Source organism: Bacillus cereus group sp. N21 (genome assembly GCF_016483395.1).
Lineage (GTDB): Bacteria > Bacillota > Bacilli > Bacillales > Bacillaceae_G > Bacillus_A > Bacillus_A pseudomycoides.
The window spans coordinates 42260-69143 of the sequence record NZ_JAEHBX010000026.1 but is presented as its reverse complement, the minus strand read 5'-3'; the positions used below and the strand labels follow the sequence as shown (position 1 = coordinate 69143).

Below are 26884 nucleotides of genomic sequence, written 5' to 3'. Positions count from 1 at the left end.
TTTTTACAACTTGTATCTTTAATTCATCTGAATAAGTTTGAAATTTATCCCCTTTTTTAACCATAATAAAATCCCCTTAAGGTAGACAGTGTAACATCCATGTTTATTCATGGTCTTTTTACACTGTCTACCTTAAGGGGATAATATCATGTCCAGTAAAACAAGTTGTCCTTTTTTCACCATATGTATAGCTTCTATTCCAGAAATAATGGATGTAGCTGTGCGAAAGGATTTCAATCCTAACATCGAACGAACCCGCTTTTTAATAAACCGATAATCTTGTTCCACTATGTTATTGAGATATTTCACTTGCCCATAATTTGCTTAAGTAATAGCAAATAGATCAAATCGAAAGTGGTAGCGCGGGTGCTTATGCTTGCGCTACCACTTTTCAGATTAACCATGATTTTAGCTACAAGGGAGCTGTCTCATCCGTGAACTAGCCTACTTTTCGGACAGCCTCTTTTTGTGCGCTATTTTTTCGTACTAGCCAAATACATTAGCATGTGGAATTTTTCGTCTATTACATGATAATCAAAATAAGGTCCTGGATCTGTACAGTAACCGATATTTTCACTTTGCGTGATTTGAAATCCGTTGACTGATAAATTTTCTTCTAAGTATTTTGGATATAAAATATGCTCGTGGGAATTTGGATATAAGGCTGAAATATTTTTTAAGGATTTGGCCGAGCTATCATAATAGGAGTACCCGCCGACAATTGTTGAACTGCTATGGAAATAGTTTTTTAGAACATGAATTGGAAACTGCGGATTGAGCAGTGAAAAATCAGTTGCTGTAAAACTATCCACAAAAATATCGATGCTAAGCGGTTTCAATGGCAGATTCAAATCAGAATTCAAAATATAAAGGACGTTTGGCTTCAGATTCATACGCTCAATTCTCTTTCTAACCTTCTTGAGCATCGCAAGCGAATAGCCACTGAATACATAGGATGCGCTCGTTTCAAGAACATCGATATATTTGGGTAGTGACACAAAAGCGTCAACGTTTGTTTCCACGATTAATTTGTTTTTCAAATCTACATTTTGTAGAACTTTTTGAAACCAAAAATTACTTTTTTCAAATAAGTTAATCATTTTGGGATTGATCTCTTTAATCGTTTCTTTATCGTAAAAATAAGATGGATAAGGAGACGTCTCGTACAAGTTCGCAGTAATGATAATACCTTCCTCGATAGCTGCCTCGTATCCACAAGTACAAGTTAAACTCCCCGTTTGAATGTAGACTTTTTTAATCGTTACATCTTTCATTTCAAGTGGAATGTGGCACTTCGGACAATAGAGCAGATTTACAAAGGAAAGTGGGATCCCTGTAAGGTTCTCTTCTTTGGATGAAGGCGAGCTGGTTTGAACCGCTTTTTCAATCAATTGGATAGCTTTTGATATGTCTTCTTTTTTCTTGGTCAGCTGGTTCTTTTTATCAATGAGCAAGTTGTTGTAGTAGTCGATATCCTCATGGTCCGAGAAGTTTGTGACACGCTGATACGATAAAATTTGTTGAATTTCTAGCAGTGAAAAATGAAGTTTTTTCAGCTCAGTAATAAAAGCCATGTCATCGAGACACAATTGGTTCATTTGATACTGGGTGTTTTTTTTGTCTGGTATTAATAATCCCAGTTCAATGTAATAACGAACGGTATCAGTTGTAACATGAAAAAGCTTTGCAAATGTACCAATTTTCATAGATGCCCCCCAACGAAAAAAGTGGAGTTACTCCACTTTTTTCACAAAAATGAATTCAAAAAACTCTCAAATGGCTATTGACTTGGAGGAAACTCCAAGTCATATGATAGACTCAATAAGTTTGAATATTTTGAATAATTTTTTGACTGTATTGTAACATACATGTCACAAAAGGAGAAGAATTAGCTATGGATAAGATGGATCGAATGGATACTCTCTCACTGTGGACAGCGACTGCAAACAGCTATGAAAAAGGGAAATTTCTTGAAGGAAATGAAGAGGCGGATGTTGTCATTATTGGCGCAGGTTTCACAGGTCTTTCTTCTGCATATCATTTGCAAAAATTAGGGAAGAGTGTCATTGTCCTTGAGCAAGAAACGATCGGATATGGCGCAAGCGGTCGTAACGGCGGGATGGTATTGCCAGGCTATAAGCCAACGATGCAGGAGCTTGCCAAAAAGTATGGTGCCGACGAGGCGAGACAGCTTAACGATCTCTCCCTATTTAGTGTTGAACTGGTTAAAAACATTATCGACGAGCATCAAATCAACTGTAACTTTAGAAAGACAGGTCACATTGTGGCGGCTTACAAAGCCAAGCATTTTGAAGGATTGAAACATGAAAGCGAATACTTAAACGAAAATTTCGGGTATGAATCAAGCGTGCTTGATCGAAGTCAGTTGCATCAAGAGATCGATTCTCCACATTATTATGGCTGTTTAGTCGACAACTCGAGTTACTCGTTCCAGCCACTGAACTATGCAATTGGTTTGGGAGAAGCAGCTAAATCGATCGGTGCAAAAATCTTTGAGCATTCGAAAGCACTATCTATTGAGTACGGTCGAAACAGTGTGAAAGTTGTAACAGAAAAAGGTGCTGTTACTGCGAAAGACATTATTGTGGCTACAGATGGTTACTCTGGAAAAATCATGAATGAACTGAACAAAGGCGTACTGCCAATTTCGGCACGTATTATTGCTACTGAACGGCTTCCAGAATCACTGGTGAGTACCGTCATTCCTAAAGATCGCATGGTTTTTGATACAAGCAGTTTCCTTTACTATTTCCGACGTACACCAGATAATCGGATCGTATTTGGCGGTGGTGATGTTCGTCCAAACTTAGGCGATGCTGTTTATCAAAGTGTTTACGATGCCATGGTTAAAATAATGCCAAAACTAGCAGGAAGCAAGATTGATTTCCGTTGGGGTGGATTTATCGGGGTTACAATTGATACGTTCCCGGTTATCGGCAGATCCAAAGAAGGCGCATATTTCGCAACGGGTTATACGGGACACGGTGCGTCTCTCTCGACATTGTTTGGTAAGTTATTGGCACAATGGATCGTTACGGGGAGTGCAGGTGGATATCGATTTGAAAAGGAACGCCTCAAATCATTCCCGTTCTATAATCAGAAAACGATGCTGGTCAATCTAGCACATATTGGTTTCAAACTGTTAGATATTATTGCATAAAGGAGAGTTGTTTATGAAAATTAACATGTTCATTGACGGGAAATGGATAGAAGCGTTATCCAGTGCTAGACGAAACATTATCAATCCTGCAACCGGAGAGGTGATCGCAACGTCTGCTTATGGATCAGCAGACGATGCGAAGATAGCAATCAAGGCGGCTCGTAAAGCGTTTGACAGCGGAATCTGGTCGGATTTATCAGCTGATGAAAGAGCTGACTATCTCTATAAGATTGCAGACCGTCTTGAAGAGAAGGCAGCTGAAATTGCACGCTTGGAAACTGCAAATAACGGTAAGATTATTCGCGCAACCACTTATATGGATATTCCGGTATCGATTCAATGCTTCCGCTATTATGCTGACTTGATCAAAGGCATGAAAAAGGAATCTTACACTCGTGCTGATTCTTCGGAAACAATTATTATTCATGAACCGATTGGTGTTTGTGGACTTATTGTACCTTGGAACTTCCCGCTTATGTTAGCTGTTTGGCAAATTGCTCCTGCACTCGCCGCAGGGAATACAATTGTACTTAAGCCTGCTGATGTCACTCCCGTAAGCGCATTCAAACTTTTTGAAATTATCGAAGAGATTGGACTTCCGGACGGAGTGGCAAACTTGGTATTGGGACCTGGATCAAAGGTTGGGAATGAGCTTGCCGAGAGCCATGATGTTGACAAGATCGCCTTTACCGGTGGAACAAAAACAGGTCAAAGCATTATGCGCACAGCTGCGCGCAATATGAAAAAAATCACACTTGAACTGGGTGGTAAATCTCCACTTATTGTGTTCGACGATGTGGATTTTGAAACTGCAGTCGAGAATGCGATGTTTGGTATTTTCCACAATGCTGGGCAAGTTTGTTCAGCTGCATCTCGTTTGCTTGTACAAGAGACCATTTACGATAAGTTTGTTGAAAGATTGGCCGAGCGTGCAAGCAAAATTGTAGTTGGCAACGGGGAAAGTGAGAACATTGAAATGGGAGCCCTCACAAACGAGCCTCATATGAATGAAGTTTTACATTACATCAAGAGCGGAATCGAAGAAGGTGCAAAATTAGTTTGTGGTGGTAAGCGCTTAACAGAAAATGGGCTTGATCGAGGATTTTTTATTGCGCCAACGATCTTTGCTGATGTAAATGCGAATATGCGTATTGTTAAGGAAGAGATTTTTGGTCCAGTCCTTGTTGTACAGAAATTTAAAGATGAGGAAGATGCCATCCAAAAAGCGAATGATTCCATTTATGGATTAGCCGGTGCTGTATTTACTGAAGATATGGATCGAGCAAAACGTGTCATTAGTAAATTGCGTGCGGGAATTACTTGGATTAATAGTTATCATCTCGCTTATGTTGAAGGTCCTTGGGGAGGGTATAAGCAAAGTGGAATCGGCAGAGCGTTAGGTGCTGTTGGGCTGGAGCACTTTATGGAAACGAAGCAAATCAATATCCACCAGCATGCACAGCCTGTAGGTTGGTATGCGAATTAATTGAGCTTAACTTGCTATATAAATTATTTATAAGGGGACATGCTCATGAAAATAGTAGACAACCGTCCGTCATCGAAGATAAAGCAACTAGAAGTAATGAATAAGCCGGCGTATGATTCAGTGCTGGGAACCAAAAGTATTCCGTTACTATATTTACGGTTTGCTTTGGCAGGAATTATGGCTAACGTGATTCTAGGAGTTGTAGCGGTTGTCGATGGGTATTTCGTCAGTGGCTTTCAGGAGCTGGAAATCGAAGGGATCGGAATTGGATTTACGGTCATGGTTATTACCCGTATGCTTGGCGTTCTTTTGGGTGTGGGAGCCGGAGCGGTCATTTCACTTCGACTTGGAAAAGGGAAGGTCGAAGAAGCTAGAGGTATTATGGGACAAACTTTATGGTTTACTCTTTTCCTCTCCATTTTGTTAGCTGTACTTGGAGTGGTCTTTGAAAATAATATTATGACCTTATTCGGAGCAAGTGATGAAGCGCTTCCATATGCGGTACAATATAGCCGTCTGCTATGGATTTCATTGCCATTAACGATATTGGCCGTTGTATTAAGTATTTTAACCAATATCGATGAAAAACCTGTATTATCAATGAACAGTTGGTTAGTTGCAGCAGTTGTTGCTGGGATTACAGAATGGATTATGGTAACGAAGTATGACATGGGGATGATTGGTTCGTCATGGGCCAATACGATTTCGCAATCGATCCCTGTTTTCCTAATCTGTTATTTCTGGTTTGGTAAAACAAAACTTAAGCCAAAAATGAAAGATATGATGATTAATCTCAAGACGATCGGTGAAGTGGCTTGGACGGGCTTTGCATCTTTCTCGAGTCAGTTCATGATGTTTATTGCAATTATTTTCTTCAACAACTTACTGCAAAGCTACGGTAGTGGTCTGCACGTTGCCGCTTACACGATTCAAAACGGTTACATTACAAATCTGCTCGCCTTAGCAGCGCTCGGTGGGATGACAGGACTTCAACCGATCATTAGTTATAATTACGGTGCGGGCAACCTTGATCGTGTTAAACAAGCAATTAAGATGGGACTCATTTTTACGGTTGCCTTCTTTGTGATTGTGACAGCCATACTAACCATTTTTGCAGATCCAATTGTGTCATTTTTTTCCGGTGGTAATCCTGAATTGCAGAAACTGGGCATTTGGACGACAGTTGTATTCAATTCTTTGTTTACGCTTAATGCAGTCAGCCTGCTTATCTCCGGTTATTTCGAATCACAAGAGAGAAACTGGTCCGCAACGTTTATTAGTGTTAGCAAAATACTGTTGTTCATGTTACCGTTTCTATTTATTTTCCCGAAATTCTGGGGTGTAGAAGGTATATGGTACGCAGCTCCTGCTGCAGAAATTCCAGGCGTTCTCATTGCCATATACTTTATGAAAAAAGAGCTCAAACGTTTAAAAGATACAAATGTTAAGACAGTACGTTTATAGAACCTATTCCTTCAAAATTACCAATAAGAAAGAGAGAGGATCATCATGTTTTTTGCGAAAAAACTTACAGCAGAAGAAGCACAACAACTAGGTGTTGACACGTGGGAACCATGGGTAGGCGAACCAGATAAAGGAACGTGGCATCTAGAAGAACAGGAAGTTTTCTATGTGACAGACGGTGAAGTGTTTATTACTGTTGATGGAAAAAAGTATCATATTACAAAGGACTGGGTCGTTTCCTTGGCTAAGGACCTTGTCTGTGAATGGGATTGTCCAGTATTTTTGAAAAAGAATTATAAAATGAACCATGAGATCAATCTGAAATAATGTGAAATGGGAAGTGGGAAAATGCTAAGCAGATGACTGCTCCTGCGTATTTAATGGATAAGAAATTCAGAATAGTAAAGCGAAATGGAGATAAAGCCTAATGAACCAAAAAGCCGATATTGTTCTCTCAAGTAATGTTGACGAAATGTAGTGAAATTTATGCAAATAAGTTTACATACCGTCATATGAATGCGCTTTCTTTTACGGATGCAATAAATACATAGGACGGTTATCTTAAAATAGGAGGTTTCACTATGGTAGTAACGAAAAATGTACAAACGTTGAAAAATTATATTGGCGGACAATGGATCGAATCCACAAGTAAACAGGTTGAAGATGTACCAAATCCAGCAACAGGAGAAATCATTGCTCGTGTGCCGCTTTCGACTAAAGAAGACTTAGATAGAGCTGTAGCAACTGCTAAAGAAGCATTCAAAACATGGAGAAGGCTCGCTGTGCCTCGGCGTGCTCGTATTCTATTTCGCTATCAACAGCTATTGATTGAAAACTGGGAAGAGTTAGCTAAACTCGTTACCCTGGAAAACGGAAAAAGTTATAAAGGAGCTTACGGCTCGTTATTGAAAGAGTGATGTAAAATCATAAAAAGATAGAATGGAGTTGGTGATTGTGCAAACGACAGAACAAACACAAAATTTGCAAAAAGCAGATGAAAAGTACCTTTGGCATGCAATGAGAGGAGCAGCCCCTAGTCCAACGAATTTAATTATCACAAAAGCAGAAGGGGCATGGGTGACGGATATTGATGGAAACCGTTATTTAGACGGTATGTCCGGTCTTTGGTGCGTGAATGTTGGGTATGGTCGAAAAGAGCTTGCAAGAGCGGCTTTTGAACAGCTTGAAGAAATGCCGTACTTCCCTCTGACACAAAGTCATGTTCCTGCCATTAAATTAGCAGAAAAATTGAATGAATGGCTTGGTGACGAATACGTCATTTTCTTTTCTAACAGTGGATCGGAAGCGAATGAAACAGCGTTTAAAATTGCTCGTCAATATCATCAGCAAAAAGGTGATCATGGACGCTATAAGTTTATTTCACGCTATCGCGCTTACCACGGTAATTCAATGGGGGCTCTTGCAGCAACAGGGCAAGCACAACGAAAGTACAAATATGAACCATTGGGGCAAGGATTTCTGCATGTAGCACCGCCTGATACGTATCGCAATCCAGATGATGTTCATACACTGGCAAGTGCTGATGAAATCGATCGTGTCATGACATGGGAGTTAAGCCAAACAGTAGCCGGCGTGATTATGGAGCCAATTATTACCGGGGGCGGAATTTTAATGCCTCCTGATGGATATATGGCAAAAGTAAAAGAAATTTGCGAGAAGCACGGTGCGTTGCTCATTTGTGATGAAGTTATATGTGGATTTGGCCGGACAGGGAAGCCGTTTGGATTTATGAACTATGGCGTCAAACCAGATATCATTACAATGGCAAAAGGTATTACAAGTGCGTATCTTCCTTTGTCAGCAACAGCAGTCAGACGAGAGGTTTATGAGGCATACATAGGCAGTGAAGATTATGATCGCTTCCGCCATGTGAATACGTTCGGAGGAAATCCTGCTGCTTGCGCCTTGGCTTTGAAGAATTTAGAAATTATGGAGAATGAGAAACTCATTGAACGTTCCAAAGAATTGGGTGAACGACTGTTATATGAACTAGAGGATGTAAAAGAGCATCCAAACGTAGGAGATGTTCGCGGAAAAGGCCTTCTTTTAGGTATTGAACTAGTGGAAGATAAGCAAATAAAAGAACCGGCTGCCATTGAAAAGGTGAACAAAGTCATCAATGCTTGTAAAGAAAAAGGTCTAATTATTGGTAAAAATGGTGATACTGTTGCAGGTTACAATAATATTTTGCAGCTTGCTCCTCCATTAAGCATCACAGAAGAAGACTTTACTTTTATTGTTAAAACAATTAAAGAATGTTTATCTCAACTTTAACTAATTATTGATAAATCTTGTTAAAAAGCGGAATAGCATATCGAGAGATATAGCTTTAAATACTGAACGAATCACTCTAAAAGAGTAATTCCGAAAGGGCTGAGTTTATGAAAGCTGATGTTGTATTGATAAATGGAGAAGTTATTACAGTAGACCAAAAGAATACAGTAGTCGAAGCTGTAGCAATAAAAGATAATCGTATCGTAGTTGTTGGTTCAAATCAGGAGGTTAAGAGTTTTATAGGAGAAAAAACGGATGTAATTGACCTGCAAGGAAAAACGCTTCTTCCTGGATTCATTGATTCTCATATTCACCTCATTTCTCATGGGGTGAATCAGTTGGCGGTAAGTTGTAAAGCTGAACATATTGATTCTATCGAGGCTTTGTTAGATGACCTGAAAGAGAAAGCCTTAGAAACGCCTAAAGGTGAATGGATACGTGCTTGGGGCTTTAATGAAACCGCTGTGAAGGAAAAGCGTTATCCAACAATCGCTGAGCTGGATGAAATTTCAGTTGAACACCCGATTATTGTATCCCGTACTTGCAGCCATATAAGTGTGGTGAACAGCAAAGCATTAGAAATTGCGCAAATTAACGAGAACACACCGGATTCTAATGGGGGAGTTATTGAAAAGAATCAGGCAGGAAGGCTTACAGGAAAGTTAATTGAAGCAGCAAATATGGGGATGAGCGAGGTTGCAAGTTATACAGAAAGTGAACTGATGAAGGCTGTGAAAATTGCATCAGATCATTTCGTTGCAGCGGGCATAACAAGTATACATGAGGCAGGTGGATATGGCCCTGAGAGTTACCGTTTACTACAACAAGCTGTGAAGAGTAAGGATATTCGTGTCCGAATATATGCAATGATATGTCAGTTAAATAACTCCCATGAATTTGTTAATAAAATGGTCGAAGCTGGTGTGGTAACTGGTACCGGAGATGAGAGATTCAAAGTTGGACCAGCTAAATTGTTTACAGATGGAAGTAGCACCGGGCCTACAATTGCAACCCGTGAGTCGTACTCCAGTGACTCTAACAATTATGGCATTCTTTATTATAGTGAGGAAGAAATCTACCAGGTTTTAGGTGAAGCACATAAAAAAGGCTATCAAATCACTGTACATGCACAAGGTGATAAAGCCATTGAAATGTATTTAAATTGTGTAGAAAAGGCGTTGGAGGAATCACCAAGAAAAAACCACCGTCATCGGATTGAGCACGCGGGAATTTCTTCACCAGATTTACAAGAGAGAATGAAAAAACTCGAGGTGGTTCCTATTCCAAATCCTCCATTTCCATATGAATTCGGAGAGATATATGTCCAACACTATGGTAATCGTGTTAATCACATGTACGCTGTTCGTGATTTTATTGATCGTGGCATCATGGCAGCAGGTGGATCGGACGCGCCAGTTACTGACTATAATCCTTTATTAGGAATTCATGTTGCTGTCAATAGAAAAAGCCAGTCTGGAATGGAGTTTGGTGCTAATCAATCTATAAGCGTAATGGAAGCTATTAAACTATACACCTGGAATGGCGCTTATGCGAGTTTTGAAGAAGAGATAAAAGGAAGCATAGAGGTTGGAAAGTTGGCGGATTTAGTTATATTAAATGACAGCATTTTAAGTGTCAACCCAAACCAAATTAAAGATTTAAAAGTAGAAACAACTATTATTGATGGTGAAATTATCTATCAAGAAGAACAATCAGTGAAAATTTAATATAGCATAGTTCACTATATCATAGTTTGCATACCACGTAACCCTTGTAATGTTACGTGGTGTTTGTTGGAACTGTAGATGCAGGATTAGGATTTACAATCGATGAAAAGGTAACTGTTAATGGATCACCACAGTACAAAGTACAAAATAGCAAGGGCAAAACATACTATGTAACTGCAAGTGAAGCTTATGTATATGTGAAGTAAGAGTTGCAAAGGAGCATCCCCTTAAATAATAATTTTTAATTTAAATCAACAATAGAGACCTCAAATGTGAGGTCTCTATTGTTGGTTATTCTCCATCTGTACTTTCTCTTCACTTACTCCAGGCCAGGTAACATGGTTCATTGAAATATACAATCCTAAAGAAGACTTGTTCCTCAAAAAGTTCTTTTCTTGCCCTCAGAATCTAGCAAAATAGACTAAATCAATTCTTATAAATTGCGATAAATTCACTAGGAATCTTATCTGCTAACCAAACTTTTTCATTTCCTAAATAGAACTTAATATTTTTCTCTCGATCTTTTCCGATATCTACCATCGAAATAATGGGATGATTGTCTTTCCTTTTTCCTACTAAGGTTGCAGTTTCAACATCTTCAGAAAGATGAACATACTGTCGAGACATAGGAGATAAGCCATTCGATTCAATAGAATTTATAAATCGAGAAGAAGTTCCATGATAAAGGTATCTGGGTGGTATAGCTTCTTCTTTTACTATTTTCATGGGAATAGAGTGTCCATAGTCCATACATCGCACGGATTTTATTTCCTTTTATCTCATGTCTCTTTTTTTTCGATTTTTCTATCATCATTTTCAAGTCATCTAAATTTACATTTTTCCATACATTTGACTGACGAAGAGCATTTAGTAATTGGTCTATAGAGACCCATCCATTCTTGTCTAACTCTAATTCATATTCCCACGGCGCATGACGCAAAGCATATGAAATTTCTTTACTTAAATTTGTATAGAATTTTTCTTCACTCAATTTCTTCACTCCGATTATAAGAAATCATCTCGTTTACAGCACATTCAACCCACTTCCAAAAGTCATCGAATTCTTTTCTTTGTTCAAAACCTTCAGAAGCAAAATCATGAATAAGTTGAACTTTACTTCCTTTGCCAATTTCAAAACATGCAGTATCATCATTATCAACTCTTTTAGCAAAAGGAATCAACTTACGATTAGGATATCTTTTCTTCATACCATAGTATATGTTAGTAGCCTGTTCTGATTCCATTAAAAACCATATATCAAAATTAACTAAATCTAATTCAACTAATCTTTCATAAGATTCAGGGTATTTATAAATAGATTCATCCATATGAAAATTTTTCATAGTTACCACCATTTCTTTCTACTTCATTTTTTCTAGGTCATACGATCCCATTGGATTATTATTTCTAAAACTTGCTTTTTGTTTTTGTATTCTTAAATCTAAAGATTCTCCCCATGTCTTAGGCACACCTTTAGGAGTTGTAAATCTACCAACCATATCTGCTGGAAGAGGGTCGCTATAATTTCTAATAGTTGCTTGAACTTCTATTCCAGCCTCTCTAGATGCAGCAACCCTTGTATTATCAATAGTCGTAAGATTGCCATCTGGCATTCTAATAAAATCAATTGGATCACCTTTCCAGCCATTCGATTTCATACTAGCAATAATCTCTTCTGAACCATTTACAGAAGTTTGACTAAATCTAATTTCTGAAGGATTAACATTCCTAACATTACTATTAAGTCCGATGGCTTTCTTACTAGTATTATCCATTCCCTTAGTAGCATTTCCCTCTTTATCAAGTTTACCATTCTCTTTAACTTTATTAACACGCCCACCAGAAGACGGAGAAGACTGGATTTTTTGAAGAGTATCAATACTATTTTGAATTGTATTATATCAAATGAATCCATCATGTGTAATTTTGTTCTTTTCAAACGATTTCTGTAATTGGAGATTGGTGAATGCTGTCTTCCATAATTTCTTGAGAAGGAGAGGGGAGGGTGCTTTTGTATTAGACGAAGCACATGTGAAAGAAGAAGAGAAGGGAAAGTATAGGTATAATATTTCTCAATGTATCTAACGCGAAAACAGAAGTAGGATAGATTCTCTTGCTTTTATAATACTTTAAAAATCAGTTCACTTATAGAAAGGTGATGTAGGGGGAAGGAGATGAGAAACAATGGTGATTCATTTTAATTAGAATCAACAAAAGAGACCTCAAACGTGAGGTCTCTTTTGTTGATTATTCTTCATCTGCAACTTTCTCTTCACTTACTCCAAGCCAGGTAACATGGTTCATTGAAATATACAATCCTAAAGAAGACTTGTTCTTCAAAAAGTTCTTTTCTTGCCCTCAGAATTTAGCAAAATAGCTAGTCAAAAGATAATTGTAATCTATCAACTTGTAAATAAACATATTGCCCCTCTAAATATTTGTAGTCTTCAAGTAAATCACTAGTTATAAAGAAACCAACATCTAAAACATTATTTTCTAACATTTTTCCAAAAAGAATATAACTTCCATTAGCAATATTTTCTATTTTAAAAAATTTATCTTCTTTTTGCGTTTCTACTGTCAAAGCGTCATTCACAAATATATCTATCTCAGCTTCGTATTCTTTATTTACAACAACTTCTTGAGGTGAAGCATTAAAACCTGTTACTTTTTGATTATTTACTAAAAAGTCTATTTCTTCTTCAATAATTGAATCAATTCTACATATCAATATCTTATTTTTCATTTTTTGACCTCTATTCTACTGGATTGATAACAGGGATATTTTTACTATTATCCACCATTTTCCGAAAAAAGTTTTTCCGCTTTCTACATGGTATGTTGTAATTTCCCCTAAATTATTAGTTCCTACAAACTCAAATTTAGCATAACTTTAGCTTCTTGCTCTTTAAAGCCATTTCCTTTTCAATTTCAGCTTCACGAGATTTGTCATTATCGTGTTTAAAGTATAAGTCAGGTAATAAGTTTTTTAGGAACTGCAATTAATCTCGTACGTTTGTTATCTTCGTGGTCTTCTAATTCAAATATCGATTTACATTTCATTTAACTATAAAACTTTTTATAATTATAAAAAACCTTAAAAGGCTAAAAGCCGATCAAGGTCAAAGTTTAAATAGCGACTATTATTTATGTATTTCCCTTTCCCATACTCTCTTTCCATCAGCTAAAAATACTGCACTTGGTGGATCATCATAGAGGGAAATTTCAACCAATGAACCTTTCTCTTGTATTAACCAATTATATACAATGTCTTGGTTAGTAGTAGGATGGGATAAAATACTATTTACTTTAAATGCAGCTGCATCGTATTCTGTATAATTTATATCATCATCATCTAATCCATTGTCTGTTTCAAAAACTGTATCGAGTTCGCCAATTATCCTCAATCCACTTTTCCATTCTAGTATCATTTCACTATCTTCATATTTTATTAATGTTCCTATTAAAGAATCATATCCCATGTGCATCCTCTTTTCTTATATATTTTATGGTCTTGCTGGTACTATATGAGCACCGTCTTTTCCGTAATGAATCATTCCTCTAGTAGTCTCAAGGTATTGACCAGTATCGCGATCATAGTATTTCCCAATTGGTTTACCAAAGTCTACTCTTTCTTTTTTACCGTCTGGTAGTAGTTGACCTTTCCCGGCAAACTTATCAAGCAATTCTTGTGCTGTTTTATTATCACCATAGAAGATACTTTTGTTTTTTCCATTTGCAACCTCTTGTTTGTAGTTAGGTGCATTAGGAATATGTTTTTCTTGAGCCCCAGCTTTCACTTTTATTGGGTAACCATTTACTTCACGGTATGGACCTTTAGGTACAGAGTTTTTTCCATAAGAAGGTAATAGAAGAAATATAAAAAAGTGCTAGCAAGTTTGCAAACGAACTTGCTAACACCTATACGAAATAGATATAAAATATCGCTGATATGTCACTTGGTAAATTGATAATAATTAAATAGATAAAACGAATAAACATTCCTTAGAAAGCAAGACTTAGTATATTCTAATATAACTATGAAATACAATAAATTGCAAAGACTCTCTGCTCCACGATAAAAAGTCTTGCCAGAAGCGACAAGACTTTTAAATTTGTAAACTATAATTGTATACCAAATGTTGCGTACAATAGGTCTGCATATTGCTCTTTTGTAATCTCTTCTTTACTCTGTTTTCCTTGCTTTGTTACTGTAAAACGATCTTTTGTTAGAGTAGCATGCCCATCAGAAGTTAGTTTTACGGTGAGAGGTACTTTATTAAAAGGAGAGTCTGTATGTTCTACAATTGTTTTTTGTGCTTCATTTAATTTTCTTTCATCAACTGCCTCTATATAAAATGCGTAACCTAATGTCCAATCTTGAGAAGAATCCTGATTTAGAAATTCATTATTTTTTTTCATCTCTAAAATATAGTTTCCCTTTGTAGTTGTTTCTTTTCGAATGCGATAGTCCCCAGTAACGGAATGAACAATCTCACCGGTAAAAGGAACAGGTGAAAGTGGAAGGTTTGAACCGAAACCGACTTCAATTAAATAAAATTCAGTATTATGTTTTAAAACAGTTGCCACATGCCCTGAATCAACAGCTCAAGTATTAGAAGCGGCATGATAAACTGTTCCTGATACTAAGTGAACATCAAAACCGCAATCTTTAAGGAAGTAATACATCGTTGGATTTAATTCGTAACAAAGGCCACCGCGGTTATGAACTAAAATTTTTTCTTGAGGATTTTCTTTTGATATTTCTTTCACTGTTCCTTGAATAATATCCAAATTTTCAAATGGAACTGCTTGAGCCATTGCATGAAGGATTTCGTTTAAATCTTCAAATGAAATGGACTCTCTTTCTTGTATATTTAATCTGGAAAAGAATTGCTTTTGTAGTTCTGTCATGTGAATCGCTCCTTATCCATTTTACTTATATATAATTGTATCGAATGTTGAATAAGAAAACATCCCTAATACGTTGAATAAACAATCCATATATATACTTACGACTAAAGTATAATAAGAAGAATATTGTAAAGTATGGAACCTTTACTTCTGTCGTAACATATAGTATGATAATTTCAATAAATTAGATTTCAATGAACATAATTATAAATTAATGAGAGGTGCTTTTTGTGAGTGCGGTAGGTTCTAAATAGGAAAAAATTGAATGAAATAAATCTAATGAGAACAGGGGATTTGTATATACTTCTAACCCCTAACTTTGTCATGGATTTATTTCAAATAACCTATGAAGATACCTACAATACTTTATAAAGCGTGTAATGATTATGGGATAGCCATATGTTTTTTTGAGATGGTTTTATTTCCTTATATATTGCACAGGCCTTGTAAATGTAAAAAGCTGCGGTATCTACGCAGCTTTTTTGTGTTTATTTTTATCACATGAAAGTTATATTTAATTAAATATATCTCATTGAAATCTAATGGGTAGGTATCTTCATTTTTGATGTGAGTAAATCATAGTGAGGAGAATAGAAATTGAATAAAATGACTTTTGAAAAGTTGCAATATAACGAGTTAAAGGAAATAGTTAAATCATATTGTGTGAGTGGATTAGGAAAACAATTGTTAGATAAATTGGAGCCAAGCGCAAGTATCAAAGTAGTGAAAAATCGTTTGAATGAAACAACGGAAGCACGAGCGATATTGGATGCAGAAGGGCATGTTCCTTTTTTCGGAATTTCTAATATCGATAGTACAATTCAAAAATTGGAAAAGGGAATGATTTTAGATCCAACCGAGCTAGTTAGTGTATCAGACTTTTTACGAGGGTGTCGAAAGGTTAAAAAGTTTATGCTGGATAAAGAATTTTTTGCACCAGTACTAGCATCATATGCGAATTCAATGTCTGAATTCAAAAGTGTGGAAGAAGAAATTAATTTTTCAATTAAAGGAAATAGTATTGATTCTGCTGCAAGCAAAGAATTAAAACGAATACGAAATAATATCGACTCCGTAGAGGGGAAAATTAAGGAACGTTTAAGCAAATTTTTAAATAGTAGTGCAAATAAGAAATATATTCAAGAGTTCTTCATTAGTAAAAAAGACGATCGATATACGATTCCAGTGAAAGCTTCCTATAAAAATCAAGTTACTGGAACAATTGTTGAAGTTTCTTCTAAAGGCTCTACCGTTTTTATAGAGCCAAATACAGTTACAAAGTTAAACGTGGAACTAGCAAGTTTAAAAGCTGAAGAAGCGATGGAAGAATATCAAATATTAGCCACTTTATCTGGAATGATCTTAGAGGACATTTATAACATTAAGATTAATATGGAGCTGATTAGTCAATATGATATGGTGTTTGCAAAAGCGAAATTTAGTAAACATATTGGCGGGATAGAGCCGAAATTAAATGATTATGGGTATGTAAAGTTAGTTCATTGCAAACACCCATTATTAGCAGGTGAAGTTGTACCACTTCACTTTGAAATTGGACCAAATTACCGAAGTTTAATTATTACAGGGCCAAATGCTGGAGGGAAAACGATTGTTTTGAAAACAATTGGATTATTAACAGTGGCGACAATGTCAGGATTGCACATCGCTGGAGACAAGGAAACGGAAATTGCTGTTTTTGAAAATATATTTGTAGACATTGGCGATAATCAAAGTATAGAAAATGCGCTAAGTACATTTTCATCTCATATGAAAAACCTTTCAGAAATCATGAGAGTATCAAATAATAATACGCTTCTACTATTTGATGAAATAGGCAGCGGTACGGAACCGAATGAAGGAGCGGCACTTGCGATTTCTATTTTAGAAGAATTTTATCATATGGGTTGTACGACTGTTGCAACTACTCATTATGGTGAAATTAAACGCTTTTCAGAAATGCACAGTGACTTTATGAATGCGGCGATGCAATTTAATAGTGAAACATTGGAACCGATGTATAAGTTAATGATAGGGAAATCAGGAGAGAGTAATGCTCTATGGATTTCTAGAAAAATGAACGTGCGAGAAAACGTACTGCAAAGAGCGAAAGGCTATATGGAAAATAAAGAGTACCGCTTAGAGCGAGTGAATGAAAGTAGACTGAGAAAGCCTAAGATTGTCAAAGAGAAAGCAGAAGAGAAGGATGAATATAAAAAAGGGGACCGTGTGAAATTATTAGACTATGATGACTTTGGAATTGTATATAAAGAAAAAGACAATTTCTTCAATATCGTTGTGTTTTATAATGCCCAATTCATTGAAGTAAACGTTAAGCGAATTTCTTTAGAAGTACAGGCAAAGGAATTATATCCAGAAGGGTATGATTTAGACACATTGTTTGTGGATTATAAAGAACGGAAAATGCAGCATGACATAGAGCGGGGATCGAAAAAAGCGCTGCGAAAAATTCAAAAAGAAATAAGAAAGAATAGAGGATAAGATGCTGTGAATATAAAGATTAGACAAGAACTTGAGAAAGATTATAACGGGGCAGACGAGGTGTTTATGGCAATGGAATTAACGGAGAATGCTCTTCAAAATATACAAGGGATAGTACAATATTCGGAAGCCTTTTCTGAATAGAACGGATAAAAGATAGCTAGAAGAAACCTTCTAGCTATCTTTTTTATTCTGATTTTTAAGTGGAAATTATCATGGTATCAATAAAATTTTCCCTGTACTTTTTCGACTTTCCAATAATCGATGTGCTTCAGCACCGTTTTCTAAAGCGAAAGTTGTTGGAGTTTGGATATTTAATTTTCCAGCAGTAATCCAAGCAAATAGTTGGCTTGAACGGTTTTTGCGTTCTTCATACGTTGTGAGTACGTTCCAAAGATCTCCGCCAGTCAATGTTTTTGAAGTATCCATCAACATTCGCGGATCAACAGGAGCAGGATCACCACCGGCCATTCCGTAAAATACGACGGTACCACCGATTTTTGTGGCTTTAAAGCTTTCTTCTAATGTAGAACCTATTGATTCGTACACAACATCTACACCATGTCCTTTTGTGACTTGTAGTATTTCTTCATGCCATGATTCTGAATATAAAAATACGCGGTCCGCTCCAGCTGAATAGGCTGCTTCTGCTTTTTCTTTAGATGAAGTAAGGCCAATTACTTGCGCATCTCTCATTTTTATCATTTGAATAAGGAGTTGACCAACTCCTCCAGCAGCCGCGTGAACTAAAACAAAATCACCAGCTTTTACTTTATAGCTGTCTTGTGTTAAGTAATGCGCTGTTAACCCTTGTAATAAAACGGAAGACGCTGTCTCAAAGGAAATAGAATTTGGGAGTGGAATCGCTTTTTCTTTTGGAACAGCTACTAACTCGGCATTTGCGAATGGTACATCAGCAAATGCAATGCGGTCTCCGATAGTAACATCGGTAACTTCAGCACCAATTTGCTCTACAATTCCTGAGCCTTCATATCCTAATATATAAGGTGGTTTACCAACAAGATGATAGTTACCTCTACGTCTATATATATCAGCAAAGTTTAAGCCGATTGCTTTTGTGCGAACAAGAATTTCAGTTGGATTTATAATTGGGTCTGACACTTCTTGATATTTTAATACATCAGCATTTCCGAATTCCTTGAAACAAAGTGCTTTCATATGGAATACCTCCAATTTGTAAGATGCATGAATATTGTTTGTTAATGGTTCTTATCATACAATACATATATCAATAGGAAAAGAAGATTATTTCGATGAAATCAATCGGAAATATCGATTGAAAAGAGGGAATGATATTGGAAATAAAACAATTAATTACGTTTAAAACCGCTGCGGAAAATTTGAATTTTACGCAGACTGCAAAGAAATTAAATTTTGCTCAATCGAGTGTGACTGCTCAAATAAAAGCATTGGAAGCTGAGCTTGGCACACCACTATTCGAACGATTGGGGAAACGTCTCTTTTTGACTGAAGCGGGAAGAAAGTTTCAACTATATGCGGATAAAATGATTGCGTTAAGTCATGAAGCAAAAATGGCTCTGAAAGGTGATGAAGAAATATCCGGTACGTTAGTTATTGGTGCTCAAGAAAGTCAATGTACATATAGGCTTCCTTCAATTTTAAAAGAGTTTAAGACGCAATTTCCTCAAATAAAACTTATATTTAAGCCTGCTCATTCGAATGAAGATGTGAAGGAGCAACTGATGGAAGGAAAATTAGATTTAGCCTTTATTTTAGATGAATGTAAGGCAGAAGATGCTTTACATGTAGAGTCGTTAGTTCGAGAAAAATTAAAAATAGTAGTATTTCCTAATCATCCTTTACTTGAGAAATCTATAATTTCTACAAAGGATTTTGAAAGTGAAACACTTTTATTAACAGAGCTTGGTTGTTCCTATCGTACTATATTTGAAGAACTATTCCGTGCAGAAGACGTATATCCTGTAAATAAAATTGAGTTTGTTAGTGTGGAAGCAATTAAGCAATGTGTAATTGCGGGCTTAGGCATAGCAATTTTACCAGCAATGGTAGTAGAAAAAGATATACAACAGGGTACAATGAAAGAGTTAGTCTTAGAGAATACAATTTCTCCTATTTTTACACAAATTGCTTGGCATAAAGATAAATGGATCACTGCGCCATTACAGCAATTTATAGAGGTAACAAGAGTGTCAATAGAAAAGTAAAATAGAACAAGCCAACTTTCTATATGGAAGTTGGCTTGTTTTTATGTTCTTTCAAATGTTTAAGCTGAGCGACAATCATGATGCTAATGACAACGAGTAAAAACCATGAACTAATCTTTCCAATGTGAACAAGGCTCCACGCTTCTCGTTGATTTGGGTATTGCCATGCTCCGAAGAAAGTAGCGATGTTTTCTGCAATCCAAATAAAAAATCCAATAAGGAAAAACGAGAGAACAAGCGGCATTGTATATGTAACGTTCTGCACTGAAAATTGAACAAACGTTCGAAAGAAAACAATAAATAAAAGGGCAGTTAAAACCCAGCGAAAGTCATATACAAAATGGTGTGTAAAAAAATTCAAATAGATCATAGCCCCTAAAGGTACAGTCCACACCGCCCTAGGCCACCGATTCATTTGTAAATGCAATCTTCTCCATGCTTGGCATATATAGCTAGCAACACTAGCATACATAAATCCACTATAAAGTGGGACACCAAAGATTTTTGAATATGCTTCTTCAGGGTAACTCCATGAACCGAAGTGAACTTTATATATTTCTAGTAGGAGCCCGATGAGATGAAAAACAGCAATCACTTTCAGTTCATCTTTTGTTTCCATATTCGTTTTGTACATCAAATATTGCGTAAGAAGACAAACAATAAGAATAAAATCATAACGATATAACCCTGGGATTGAAATAAGCTTTGAAAGAGCTAGCGTTACAAAAATAATGACAGGGAATATACAAGATAAAGCTTGTTGGTAGGTAAAGAATAGAAGTTGTTTGATATAAAACATTGTTTCTCCTTTCTTACATGTGAGTTAGTTTTCTGAAAAAACAGGATGGAAACTTACTATACTATAAATCTTTAGAATAAAAAGTCAATAGTTAAAAATACAAGGATAAAGTAGTGAATATTAATCATACATCCATCAAGGGAAGAACTAAAAAGTGAGTTGAATGAATAATCCGAAAAGTATAAAATGAATGTAATCATATGAAAAGGAGCTGTGCCAATGTTATCGCTTATTGTAAATATCCCATCATTACTGAAGACTATGGAACAAGGGGATAGATAGTCCTGATAAACTACAGAGCTATCCCCATAATTGAAAAGGGGGATTTTTGAAATGAACACGAAATTGAACAATCTTTTTCTAGGTGAAAATATTAAGTTATCAGCAATCAGAGCTGAAGATATTGAACAAATGGCTATTTGGCAAGAGGATAGTGAGTATTTAAGAAATGTAGATACGGATATAGCGATTCTACAATCTTTACATGAAATAAAGGAAAATGAGCTATTAATAGGGAGAAAGTCAAATAGTGTTTCTTTTATGCTAAGAACGATTCAAGATGATAGTTTAATTGGCTTTGTGGCACTTCATAGCATAGAGTGGAATAATAGAGCTGGCTTGCTAGCAATTGGTATAGGTGATAAAAATTATAGAGGTAAGGGATATGGTACGGAAGGATTACGCCTTATTCTGAAATATGCTTTTTACGAATTAAACTTACATCGTGTAGGTCTCGATGTTATTTCATATAATAAATCGGCAATTGAAGTATATAAAAAGGTTGGATTTAAGGTGGAGGGAAGTATGAGAGAAGCTGTTCAGCGAGATGGGAAGAGCTTTGATCGCATCATAATGGGTATATTGCGAAATGAATGGATAGCCATGCTAGAATAATTTATCCCGCTATTTGCGGGATAGTAATTAGTGGAGGAAGAAAGAAACCTTACTGATTAAAGTTTCAATTTTTTCATAGCATATGGTGTTGTAACATATAAAATTAACCAATTGATGTTTATTATGAATGAAAATATTGCTATAAATACATTCAATAACATGCATGTGTTTTGCAGGATAAAGAATAATTCGGGTCGGAATTTTACAGTATATGGATTGGGATAAGGAGTCGTGTCAGATGAATTTAGAAAAACCAAAACCAGTAAATGAAGAGATAGCCGAATTAAAAGAACTTGTAAAAGAATTACATGGTAGTGTACATCAGCTACAAAGTGAAGTTCAGCAGCTTAGGCATGAAAAGCCGGTTGTTGAAGTAAGAAAAGGGGTTCAATTATCACCAACAATCGTTGGACAAATTGGTGGTATGATTTTAGGTGTATTGGCAATCATTGGGATATTTTGGTGATAAAAAGGTTTGCAGTATATTGCTGCAAACCTTTTTACATTAAATAACGTAAATATATATAAGCATGTGATAATAATAATGCAATGATTGTTAAGGGTAAGCCAATTTTTAAGAAATCAAGGTAAGAAAATCCGTGTCCTTCGCGGTTAGCAATGCCGGCAACAACTACGTTTGCAGAAGCACCAATTAATGTTCCATTTCCTCCTAAGCAAGCACCAAGTGATAATGCCCACCATAGTACTTCAATTTGAGGAGAATCAACAGAAAGTCCAAGTCCTGATGCTAAATCTTGAATCAGTGGAATCATCGTTGCGACAAATGGAATATTATCAATAGTAGCTGATGCTGCCCCTGATACCCATAAGATAAGAATCGCTGCAAAACCGATATCACCATTTGTTATATCAATCACTTCTTTTGCCAGAGATGAAATAAGTCCGATATCAATTAAACCACCAACAAGAATAAATAATCCAGCGAAGAAGAAAATTGTTACCCATTCTACATGAGCAAATACATCTTCTAATTCATGTTGTTTCACACCAATTAGCATGAGGAGCGTTGCACCGGTCATCGCGATAACTGCCGCATCTACATGAATAATTGAATGAAGAACAAACCCGAGAATTGTCAAACCTAAAATGGAAAGAGATTTTAGGAGTAAGCTTCGGTCACGAATATAGTCTTTTTCATTTAGTGCTATAAGCTTGGCAATTTGTTCAGATGTTGTTTTTAATTTGTTACGATACATAAGATAAATAATGCCTAATGTAACAATAGAAATGATAAGTACAATTGGCGTTAAATTAAGTAAAAAGGCATTGAAATCTAGGTGTTTATTAGCAGATCCAATCATTATGTTTGGAGGATCACCAATTAATGTCGCAGTACCACCAATATTTGAAAATAATACTTCAGAAATCAAATAAGGAACAGGTTGTACCTTTAAAATGCGCGTGATCGATAGTGTAACAGGAACGATTAATAAAACGGTTGTTACGTTATCTAAAAATGCAGAGCCGACTGCGGTTAATAGGGATAAAAATAATAAAATTCGAATGGGCTTTCCGCCCGCTGCTTTTGCTGCTTTAATGGCTACATATTCAAATACACCAGATTGACTCGTAATATGTACGAGAATCATCATTCCAATTAAAAGGGTAATGGTTTCCCATTGGATATGCGATGTAAAGGCAGTATGTAAGTCTACAATGCCAAAAATAATCATTATGGCAGCACCGAACAGTGCAATTACAGCACGGTTCAATTTCTCAGAAATAATAAATCCGTATGTTACTAAAAATACGGCGATTGCAAAATAATATTGCCAATTTGCTACTTCATGTGCTGAATGTTCCAACATGTCACCTTCTTTAAAATATGTATTAAATTGTCGAAATATATCCCTCCGCATAAACTCTATTGTAGCAAATTCAAAAAAGAAAGAAAACTATTTATGGATAGTGAGGGAATAGTAAAATTTCATATCTCGTATTAAAAATTAAAAAATAAAATACAAATTATTATGCAAAGTAAGTAATGTCCTCTATTATAGAGATAGCAATTTACATTGTTTTTGCGTAAAATGGTTTAAAGAGGTGAAATCCGATGGAAATAGTAAAAGATAGTACTGTTATTCAACATGAAATCGAACGTTTTGTAAATAAAGATGTATATATTCATTTAGAAACGACAAATGGAGCATACGCTTCACATTTTAATGAAAAAATGATGACAGTCGGAGCGTTCATTCGAAATGCGATTATTCGTTTTGAACGAGGGAAAATAACAGGAACAAATCCATACCGAGTTGGTCTCAAAATGGACCATGGCTGGGTATATGCTGAAGGTATTACGCATTGGGAAGTAGACGAGCAAGATCGTCTGTTACTAGCGGGACATGATAATAAAGGGCGCTTAGCTGTAGCACTTGAGTTAAGCTTAACACCATTTAAATAAAAAGGAGGGGAAAGTATGGAAAGACATGTGCTTGTTGTATTTCCGCATCCAGATGATGAATCATTTGCAGCAGGAGGAACAATTAGTTTATTAAGAAAGCAAGGAGTACCTGTAACATATGCGTGCGGAACGCTTGGACAAATGGGACGCAATATGGGAAAGAAAGTTTTTGCCAATCGCGAAACGATTCCAAATATCCGTGAAAAGGAATTAAAAGATGCGTGCGAAGCAATGGGCATTGAAGATTTAAGAATGCTTGGTTTCCACGATAAAACATTAGAATTTGAAGATGTAGATTTTGTAGCAGATAAAATTGAAACAGTCATTCGCGATGTACAGCCATCACGAATTATTACATTCTATCCAGAGCACGGTGTTCATCCAGATCATGATGCATTCGGCCGTGCTACCGTTCGTGCAGTATCACGTATGCCAAAAGAAACACGTCCGGTCATTCATGCAGTTGCGATTACAAAAAATCGTGAGGAAGTATTAGGTGAACCAGATGTTGTCAACAACATTAGTGAAGCCTTCGAACAAAAATTAGCGGCTTTACGTGCGCATCGTTCACAAACAGAAGCGATGTTAGAAGAAACGGAAGTAAAGCTACAAAACAAAGATGCTGCAACATTAAAATGGTTACAAATTGAACAATTTTGGACTTATAAATGGGAATAGGCTAGAGGATTCTCTGCTAGTCTTCCATACATACAAAAGCGATGTCACATTGTGGTATCGCTTTTTCTGTTAGATAGGTACTTCTTGAATGCAGGCCACATACACTACAGCAAATCTTGAAAAGAGGAGGGTCATATGTACTATTCATACGAAGATGTGTTCGGTTATTTTCGAGATGGTTATGAGATAAGTGGTGATGTGGTTGCACTTGTTGATCCATATGTTGTACAAACATTGCAATCTATCGTTGGGAAAAGAATTGTAGTGGAAACAATTCGGGGAAGTGTAAATGGAACTTTGAGAAGTGTGAAGCCAGATCATCTTGTATTAGAAGAAAAAGAAGTGCCGGTATTTGTACGAATTCAGCAGATTGTGTGGTTTACGCCGGAGTAATTAATGAATTTAAATAGTCAAAAACACCTTTCTAAGTTTAGAAGGGTGTTTTTGGCTTTATGAGCGTATTTGCTTAATATGACTATGCTTCTTACTTGTATCACGTATTAACATGACCAGTCTTATTTTACTCTTGCTGCACACTTTCCATTTTAAACTTATTAAGTAATTCATGATATATTTTTATTTCTTGCTCACTATTATCCCAATTTTCGCCGTAAATACGATTAATTTTTTTCTCTGAAATTTCTAAGATAAAAGTACTATCATCACTTTTCACTAATAAGTATGTATTTGTCCCTTCTTTATATATTCTAGCAAGATTTTCACTTTTTAATTTCTGTATACTTGGTTGTCCCGCCTTTTCCATCACAACAGACACATAATTATCCATTACAAATTGACGAAGCGAGTTCTCACTAAAGTCACTTGTTTCTAATAAGTATAATGTTGACGAAGCTAAATAAATTTGTTCCATTTTTTCTTCTTTGGATATTTTATCCTTAGACACAACAATACTCTTCCTTTCTTCTTCGCTATTATTCGGCACCGCATTTTTATCCTCTTTAAGATTAAAGTTATAATCCTTCCTCTCTTCTTCGCTATTGCTCGGCACCGTATTTTTATCCTCATTATGATTAGAGTTATATAATTTCCCAACACGAAAAACGAGAATAAGAGACAGTATAATTAACAAACAAATATACCATTTGTTATATCTTGGAGATTTAATATTTGAATACGATTGAATTTCCTTATGTTCTTCCGATGATAACTGTGGTTTCCTAGCTACTTCTTCAATTGGTTGTTTTTCGAACACAGCTCCTTTACTCCCAAAACTCGTTACCTGTGCCTCAATTTCTTCTGGTGATAACTTCTTTGTAGGTTCTACTTTCTCAACTGTACGTGCCATTTTGGTAGTTTCTTGCTCTCTTGAGAATTTATTGCTACGTAGATTATCTTTCGCATCGAACGATGTTCCTAAACCAACTTCTTTGTAGATATTCTGTTGGATTTTAGAAGAAATGAAAAACATCATAAGAAATACAATATAAACGCTCCCTGCATACCAACCTGTTAAATACACAGGTAGAATCACCCAACCGAATATACTTAAAAAGTATAAAAAATAATATATGTTTTTATTCTTAAAATACACAAACGTAAATAACGAGCAGAATTTTGAGATAGGTAGACCTAAAACATGTGCAAGCCTTGCAGTAAAATCACAAAACTTATTTTTTGTCCCTATCGTCTTCTTATAAATCATATATGCTTCTTTATCATTTGGATCTAGCTGCATCGCGACTTCAGCTAACATCCTTGCTTTTTTAAAATTTCCCTTATACGTTGCTGCAACTGCAAACAAAACGAGATTGGTCGTATTTTCTGGATTTAGCTCCAAAGCACGTTTTTCAGCCTTTAATGCCTCTCCTTGCCGTTTAGGGAAAGAGGTAAAAAGAATATACGCATACTTTCCTACATAAACTTCATTTTCAGGCTCCAGCTCCATAGCTTTCTCGAAATACACCAGTGAATTCTTAATGCGTTCAAAACATCTAACAGCTTCGCCCATATAGAAATAATAATTTCCATTTTCAGGGTAATTTTTTATTCCAATCTCTGCTAGTTCTCTTATTCTTTTATGATTATTTTGACCACTGAAAATATCTAATCCCACTGAGAGAACTTGCTCATTTAAATGATCCAGTTTAAGTGCCTCTTCTAAATACTTACTTGCATTCTCATTATCGCTAAATCCATGAAAATAGACATAACTTAAACAAAGGTACCCGCAAGCGTCTGCTGGGTCTTCCTTTATCAGCATTTCCGCTTCTTTCATTGCACGATCAGCATCGCTAACCTTCAGCAAATAATGAATTCTTCTAAGATTATCTTCCATCACCTGACTCATCCCTGCC

Annotated in this window: 22 protein-coding genes and 7 pseudogenes; 16 read left to right on the top strand and 13 right to left on the bottom strand. The window is 36.0% G+C overall.

Going from position 1 to position 26884, the window contains the following annotated elements:
- Nucleotides 1-132: 132 nt before the first annotated feature.
- Nucleotides 133-312 (bottom strand): annotated as a pseudogene (locus JDS96_RS16025) (DDE-type integrase/transposase/recombinase); the annotation flags it as partial.
- 161 nt (nucleotides 313-473) lie between these two features.
- Nucleotides 474-1706 (bottom strand): MerR family transcriptional regulator, encoded by a 1233-nt coding sequence (locus JDS96_RS16020; protein WP_199667366.1) that lies wholly within the window; start codon nucleotides 1704-1706, stop codon nucleotides 474-476.
- Between the two features lie 188 nt (nucleotides 1707-1894).
- On the opposite strand from JDS96_RS16020, the gene JDS96_RS16015 reads away from it, so the two are divergent.
- The 8 genes and pseudogenes from JDS96_RS16015 to JDS96_RS15980 all read left to right on the top strand — a co-directional run.
- Entirely contained in the window at nucleotides 1895-3181 is a 1287-nt protein-coding gene (locus tag JDS96_RS16015; protein ID WP_199667364.1) for an NAD(P)/FAD-dependent oxidoreductase, read from the top strand.
- 13 nt (nucleotides 3182-3194) lie between these two features.
- On the top strand, nucleotides 3195-4667 hold the full coding sequence (locus JDS96_RS16010; RefSeq protein ID WP_199667362.1) for an aldehyde dehydrogenase family protein: 1473 nt from the start codon (nucleotides 3195-3197) through the stop codon (nucleotides 4665-4667).
- 45 nt (nucleotides 4668-4712) lie between these two features.
- A complete protein-coding gene (locus JDS96_RS16005) occupies nucleotides 4713-6131 on the top strand; it encodes an MATE family efflux transporter (protein ID WP_199667360.1) in 1419 nt (472 codons plus the stop codon).
- Between the two features lie 45 nt (nucleotides 6132-6176).
- Nucleotides 6177-6458: a cupin domain-containing protein gene (locus JDS96_RS16000; protein WP_098929134.1), complete on the top strand. Its 282-nt coding sequence runs from the start codon at nucleotides 6177-6179 to the stop codon at nucleotides 6456-6458.
- A gap of 254 nt (nucleotides 6459-6712) precedes the next feature.
- Nucleotides 6713-7036 (top strand): annotated as a pseudogene (locus JDS96_RS15995) (aldehyde dehydrogenase family protein); the annotation flags it as partial.
- Between the two features lie 34 nt (nucleotides 7037-7070).
- Nucleotides 7071-8426 (top strand): aspartate aminotransferase family protein, encoded by a 1356-nt coding sequence (locus JDS96_RS15990; protein ID WP_003207872.1) that lies wholly within the window; start codon nucleotides 7071-7073, stop codon nucleotides 8424-8426.
- Nucleotides 8427-8533: 107 nt separating this feature from the next.
- Entirely contained in the window at nucleotides 8534-10153 is a 1620-nt protein-coding gene (locus tag JDS96_RS15985) for an amidohydrolase (protein ID WP_199667358.1), read from the top strand.
- 68 nt (nucleotides 10154-10221) lie between these two features.
- Nucleotides 10222-10359: pseudogene (locus JDS96_RS15980) on the top strand (hypothetical protein); the annotation flags it as partial.
- A 220-nt stretch (nucleotides 10360-10579) separates the two neighbouring features.
- Here the strand turns inward: JDS96_RS15980 and JDS96_RS32135 are convergent.
- From JDS96_RS32135 to JDS96_RS15940, 7 genes and pseudogenes are all read right to left on the bottom strand, one after another.
- Nucleotides 10580-11144: pseudogene (locus JDS96_RS32135) on the bottom strand (RNA 2'-phosphotransferase).
- Nucleotides 11137-11496 carry a hypothetical protein gene (locus JDS96_RS15965; protein WP_199667354.1) on the bottom strand — a complete coding sequence of 120 codons (360 nt, stop codon included), beginning with the start codon at nucleotides 11494-11496 and terminating at the stop codon, nucleotides 11137-11139. The pseudogene JDS96_RS32135 and the gene JDS96_RS15965 overlap by 8 nt, the downstream one beginning before the upstream one ends.
- Before the next feature lie 18 nt (nucleotides 11497-11514).
- Nucleotides 11515-12048 (bottom strand): annotated as a pseudogene (locus JDS96_RS15960) (hypothetical protein); the annotation flags it as partial.
- Nucleotides 12049-12530: 482 nt separating this feature from the next.
- Complete coding sequence (locus tag JDS96_RS15955; RefSeq protein WP_003198895.1) at nucleotides 12531-12899, bottom strand: hypothetical protein; 369 nt, start codon at nucleotides 12897-12899, stop codon at nucleotides 12531-12533.
- A 397-nt stretch (nucleotides 12900-13296) separates the two neighbouring features.
- A complete protein-coding gene (locus JDS96_RS15950; RefSeq protein WP_199667352.1) occupies nucleotides 13297-13635 on the bottom strand; it encodes a hypothetical protein in 339 nt (112 codons plus the stop codon).
- Nucleotides 13636-13659: 24 nt separating this feature from the next.
- Nucleotides 13660-13953, bottom strand: coding sequence for a polymorphic toxin type 50 domain-containing protein (locus JDS96_RS32810; RefSeq protein WP_098301979.1), 294 nt, complete (start codon nucleotides 13951-13953; stop codon nucleotides 13660-13662).
- 322 nt (nucleotides 13954-14275) lie between these two features.
- Nucleotides 14276-15067 (bottom strand): annotated as a pseudogene (locus tag JDS96_RS15940) (arylamine N-acetyltransferase family protein).
- 597 nt (nucleotides 15068-15664) lie between these two features.
- On the opposite strand from JDS96_RS15940, the gene JDS96_RS15935 reads away from it, so the two are divergent.
- Together JDS96_RS15935 and JDS96_RS15930 are read left to right on the top strand one after the other, a co-directional pair.
- Nucleotides 15665-17566, top strand: coding sequence for an endonuclease MutS2 (locus tag JDS96_RS15935; RefSeq protein WP_199667350.1), 1902 nt, complete (start codon nucleotides 15665-15667; stop codon nucleotides 17564-17566).
- A gap of 54 nt (nucleotides 17567-17620) precedes the next feature.
- Nucleotides 17621-17710 (top strand): annotated as a pseudogene (locus JDS96_RS15930) (GNAT family N-acetyltransferase); the annotation flags it as partial.
- Nucleotides 17711-17779: 69 nt separating this feature from the next.
- Here the strand turns inward: JDS96_RS15930 and JDS96_RS15925 are convergent.
- Nucleotides 17780-18745: a quinone oxidoreductase family protein gene (locus JDS96_RS15925; protein ID WP_199667347.1), complete on the bottom strand. Its 966-nt coding sequence runs from the start codon at nucleotides 18743-18745 to the stop codon at nucleotides 17780-17782.
- Between the two features lie 137 nt (nucleotides 18746-18882).
- On the opposite strand from JDS96_RS15925, the gene JDS96_RS15920 reads away from it, so the two are divergent.
- A complete protein-coding gene (locus tag JDS96_RS15920) occupies nucleotides 18883-19773 on the top strand; it encodes a LysR family transcriptional regulator (RefSeq protein ID WP_018766199.1) in 891 nt (296 codons plus the stop codon).
- Between the two features lie 19 nt (nucleotides 19774-19792).
- Here JDS96_RS15920 and JDS96_RS15915 read toward each other — a convergent pair whose 3' ends face one another.
- Nucleotides 19793-20572: a DUF817 domain-containing protein gene (locus JDS96_RS15915; protein ID WP_199667345.1), complete on the bottom strand. Its 780-nt coding sequence runs from the start codon at nucleotides 20570-20572 to the stop codon at nucleotides 19793-19795.
- A 333-nt stretch (nucleotides 20573-20905) separates the two neighbouring features.
- On the opposite strand from JDS96_RS15915, the gene JDS96_RS15910 reads away from it, so the two are divergent.
- The gene (locus JDS96_RS15910) at nucleotides 20906-21466 is read left to right on the top strand and encodes a GNAT family N-acetyltransferase (protein ID WP_018781577.1); all 561 of its coding nucleotides are present in this window, start codon (nucleotides 20906-20908) and stop codon (nucleotides 21464-21466) included.
- A gap of 238 nt (nucleotides 21467-21704) precedes the next feature.
- Nucleotides 21705-21932 carry a hypothetical protein gene (locus JDS96_RS15905; RefSeq protein ID WP_199667343.1) on the top strand — a complete coding sequence of 76 codons (228 nt, stop codon included), beginning with the start codon at nucleotides 21705-21707 and terminating at the stop codon, nucleotides 21930-21932.
- Nucleotides 21933-21966: 34 nt separating this feature from the next.
- Here the strand turns inward: JDS96_RS15905 and JDS96_RS15900 are convergent, their stop codons facing one another.
- Nucleotides 21967-23292 carry an ArsB/NhaD family transporter gene (locus JDS96_RS15900; RefSeq protein ID WP_199667341.1) on the bottom strand — a complete coding sequence of 442 codons (1326 nt, stop codon included), beginning with the start codon at nucleotides 23290-23292 and terminating at the stop codon, nucleotides 21967-21969.
- Between the two features lie 248 nt (nucleotides 23293-23540).
- On the opposite strand from JDS96_RS15900, the gene JDS96_RS15895 reads away from it, so the two are divergent.
- The 3 genes from JDS96_RS15895 (at nucleotide 23541) to JDS96_RS15885 (ending at nucleotide 24962) form a co-directional block, all read left to right on the top strand.
- Entirely contained in the window at nucleotides 23541-23891 is a 351-nt protein-coding gene (locus JDS96_RS15895; RefSeq protein ID WP_199667340.1) for a YojF family protein, read from the top strand.
- A gap of 15 nt (nucleotides 23892-23906) precedes the next feature.
- Complete coding sequence (gene bshB2 / locus JDS96_RS15890) at nucleotides 23907-24569, top strand: bacillithiol biosynthesis deacetylase BshB2 (RefSeq protein WP_199667339.1); 663 nt, start codon at nucleotides 23907-23909, stop codon at nucleotides 24567-24569.
- Between the two features lie 135 nt (nucleotides 24570-24704).
- Complete coding sequence (locus JDS96_RS15885) at nucleotides 24705-24962, top strand: YuzF family protein (protein WP_018766203.1); 258 nt, start codon at nucleotides 24705-24707, stop codon at nucleotides 24960-24962.
- Nucleotides 24963-25089: 127 nt separating this feature from the next.
- Here the strand turns inward: JDS96_RS15885 and JDS96_RS15880 are convergent, their stop codons facing one another.
- Complete coding sequence (locus JDS96_RS15880) at nucleotides 25090-26865, bottom strand: tetratricopeptide repeat protein (protein WP_199667338.1); 1776 nt, start codon at nucleotides 26863-26865, stop codon at nucleotides 25090-25092.
- Nucleotides 26866-26884: the final 19 nt, after the last annotated feature.

Excerpts from the sequence above, each read along its gene's own strand:
- JDS96_RS15905 (WP_199667343.1), top strand. The coding sequence starts at position 21,705 with ATGAATTTAGAAAAACCAAAACCAGTAAATGAAGAGATAGCCGAATTA.
- JDS96_RS16015 (WP_199667364.1), top strand. The coding sequence starts at position 1,895 with ATGGATAAGATGGATCGAATGGATACTCTCTCACTGTGGACAGCGACT.
- JDS96_RS15910 (WP_018781577.1), top strand. The coding sequence starts at position 20,906 with ATGAACACGAAATTGAACAATCTTTTTCTAGGTGAAAATATTAAGTTA.
- JDS96_RS16005 (WP_199667360.1), top strand. The coding sequence starts at position 4,713 with ATGAAAATAGTAGACAACCGTCCGTCATCGAAGATAAAGCAACTAGAA.
- JDS96_RS15955 (WP_003198895.1), bottom strand. The coding sequence starts at position 12,899 with ATGAAAAATAAGATATTGATATGTAGAATTGATTCAATTATTGAAGAA.
- JDS96_RS15895 (WP_199667340.1), top strand. The coding sequence starts at position 23,541 with ATGGAAATAGTAAAAGATAGTACTGTTATTCAACATGAAATCGAACGT.
- JDS96_RS15915 (WP_199667345.1), bottom strand. The coding sequence starts at position 20,572 with ATGTTTTATATCAAACAACTTCTATTCTTTACCTACCAACAAGCTTTA.
- JDS96_RS15950 (WP_199667352.1), bottom strand. The coding sequence starts at position 13,635 with ATGGGATATGATTCTTTAATAGGAACATTAATAAAATATGAAGATAGT.
- bshB2 (WP_199667339.1), top strand. The coding sequence starts at position 23,907 with ATGGAAAGACATGTGCTTGTTGTATTTCCGCATCCAGATGATGAATCA.
- JDS96_RS15965 (WP_199667354.1), bottom strand. The coding sequence starts at position 11,496 with ATGAAAAATTTTCATATGGATGAATCTATTTATAAATACCCTGAATCT.
- JDS96_RS16000 (WP_098929134.1), top strand. The coding sequence starts at position 6,177 with ATGTTTTTTGCGAAAAAACTTACAGCAGAAGAAGCACAACAACTAGGT.
- JDS96_RS15880 (WP_199667338.1), bottom strand. The coding sequence starts at position 26,865 with ATGGAAGATAATCTTAGAAGAATTCATTATTTGCTGAAGGTTAGCGAT.
- JDS96_RS15990 (WP_003207872.1), top strand. The coding sequence starts at position 7,071 with ATGGAGTTGGTGATTGTGCAAACGACAGAACAAACACAAAATTTGCAA.
- JDS96_RS16020 (WP_199667366.1), bottom strand. The coding sequence starts at position 1,706 with ATGAAAATTGGTACATTTGCAAAGCTTTTTCATGTTACAACTGATACC.
- JDS96_RS15885 (WP_018766203.1), top strand. The coding sequence starts at position 24,705 with ATGTACTATTCATACGAAGATGTGTTCGGTTATTTTCGAGATGGTTAT.
- JDS96_RS15925 (WP_199667347.1), bottom strand. The coding sequence starts at position 18,745 with ATGAAAGCACTTTGTTTCAAGGAATTCGGAAATGCTGATGTATTAAAA.
- JDS96_RS15985 (WP_199667358.1), top strand. The coding sequence starts at position 8,534 with ATGAAAGCTGATGTTGTATTGATAAATGGAGAAGTTATTACAGTAGAC.
- JDS96_RS16010 (WP_199667362.1), top strand. The coding sequence starts at position 3,195 with ATGAAAATTAACATGTTCATTGACGGGAAATGGATAGAAGCGTTATCC.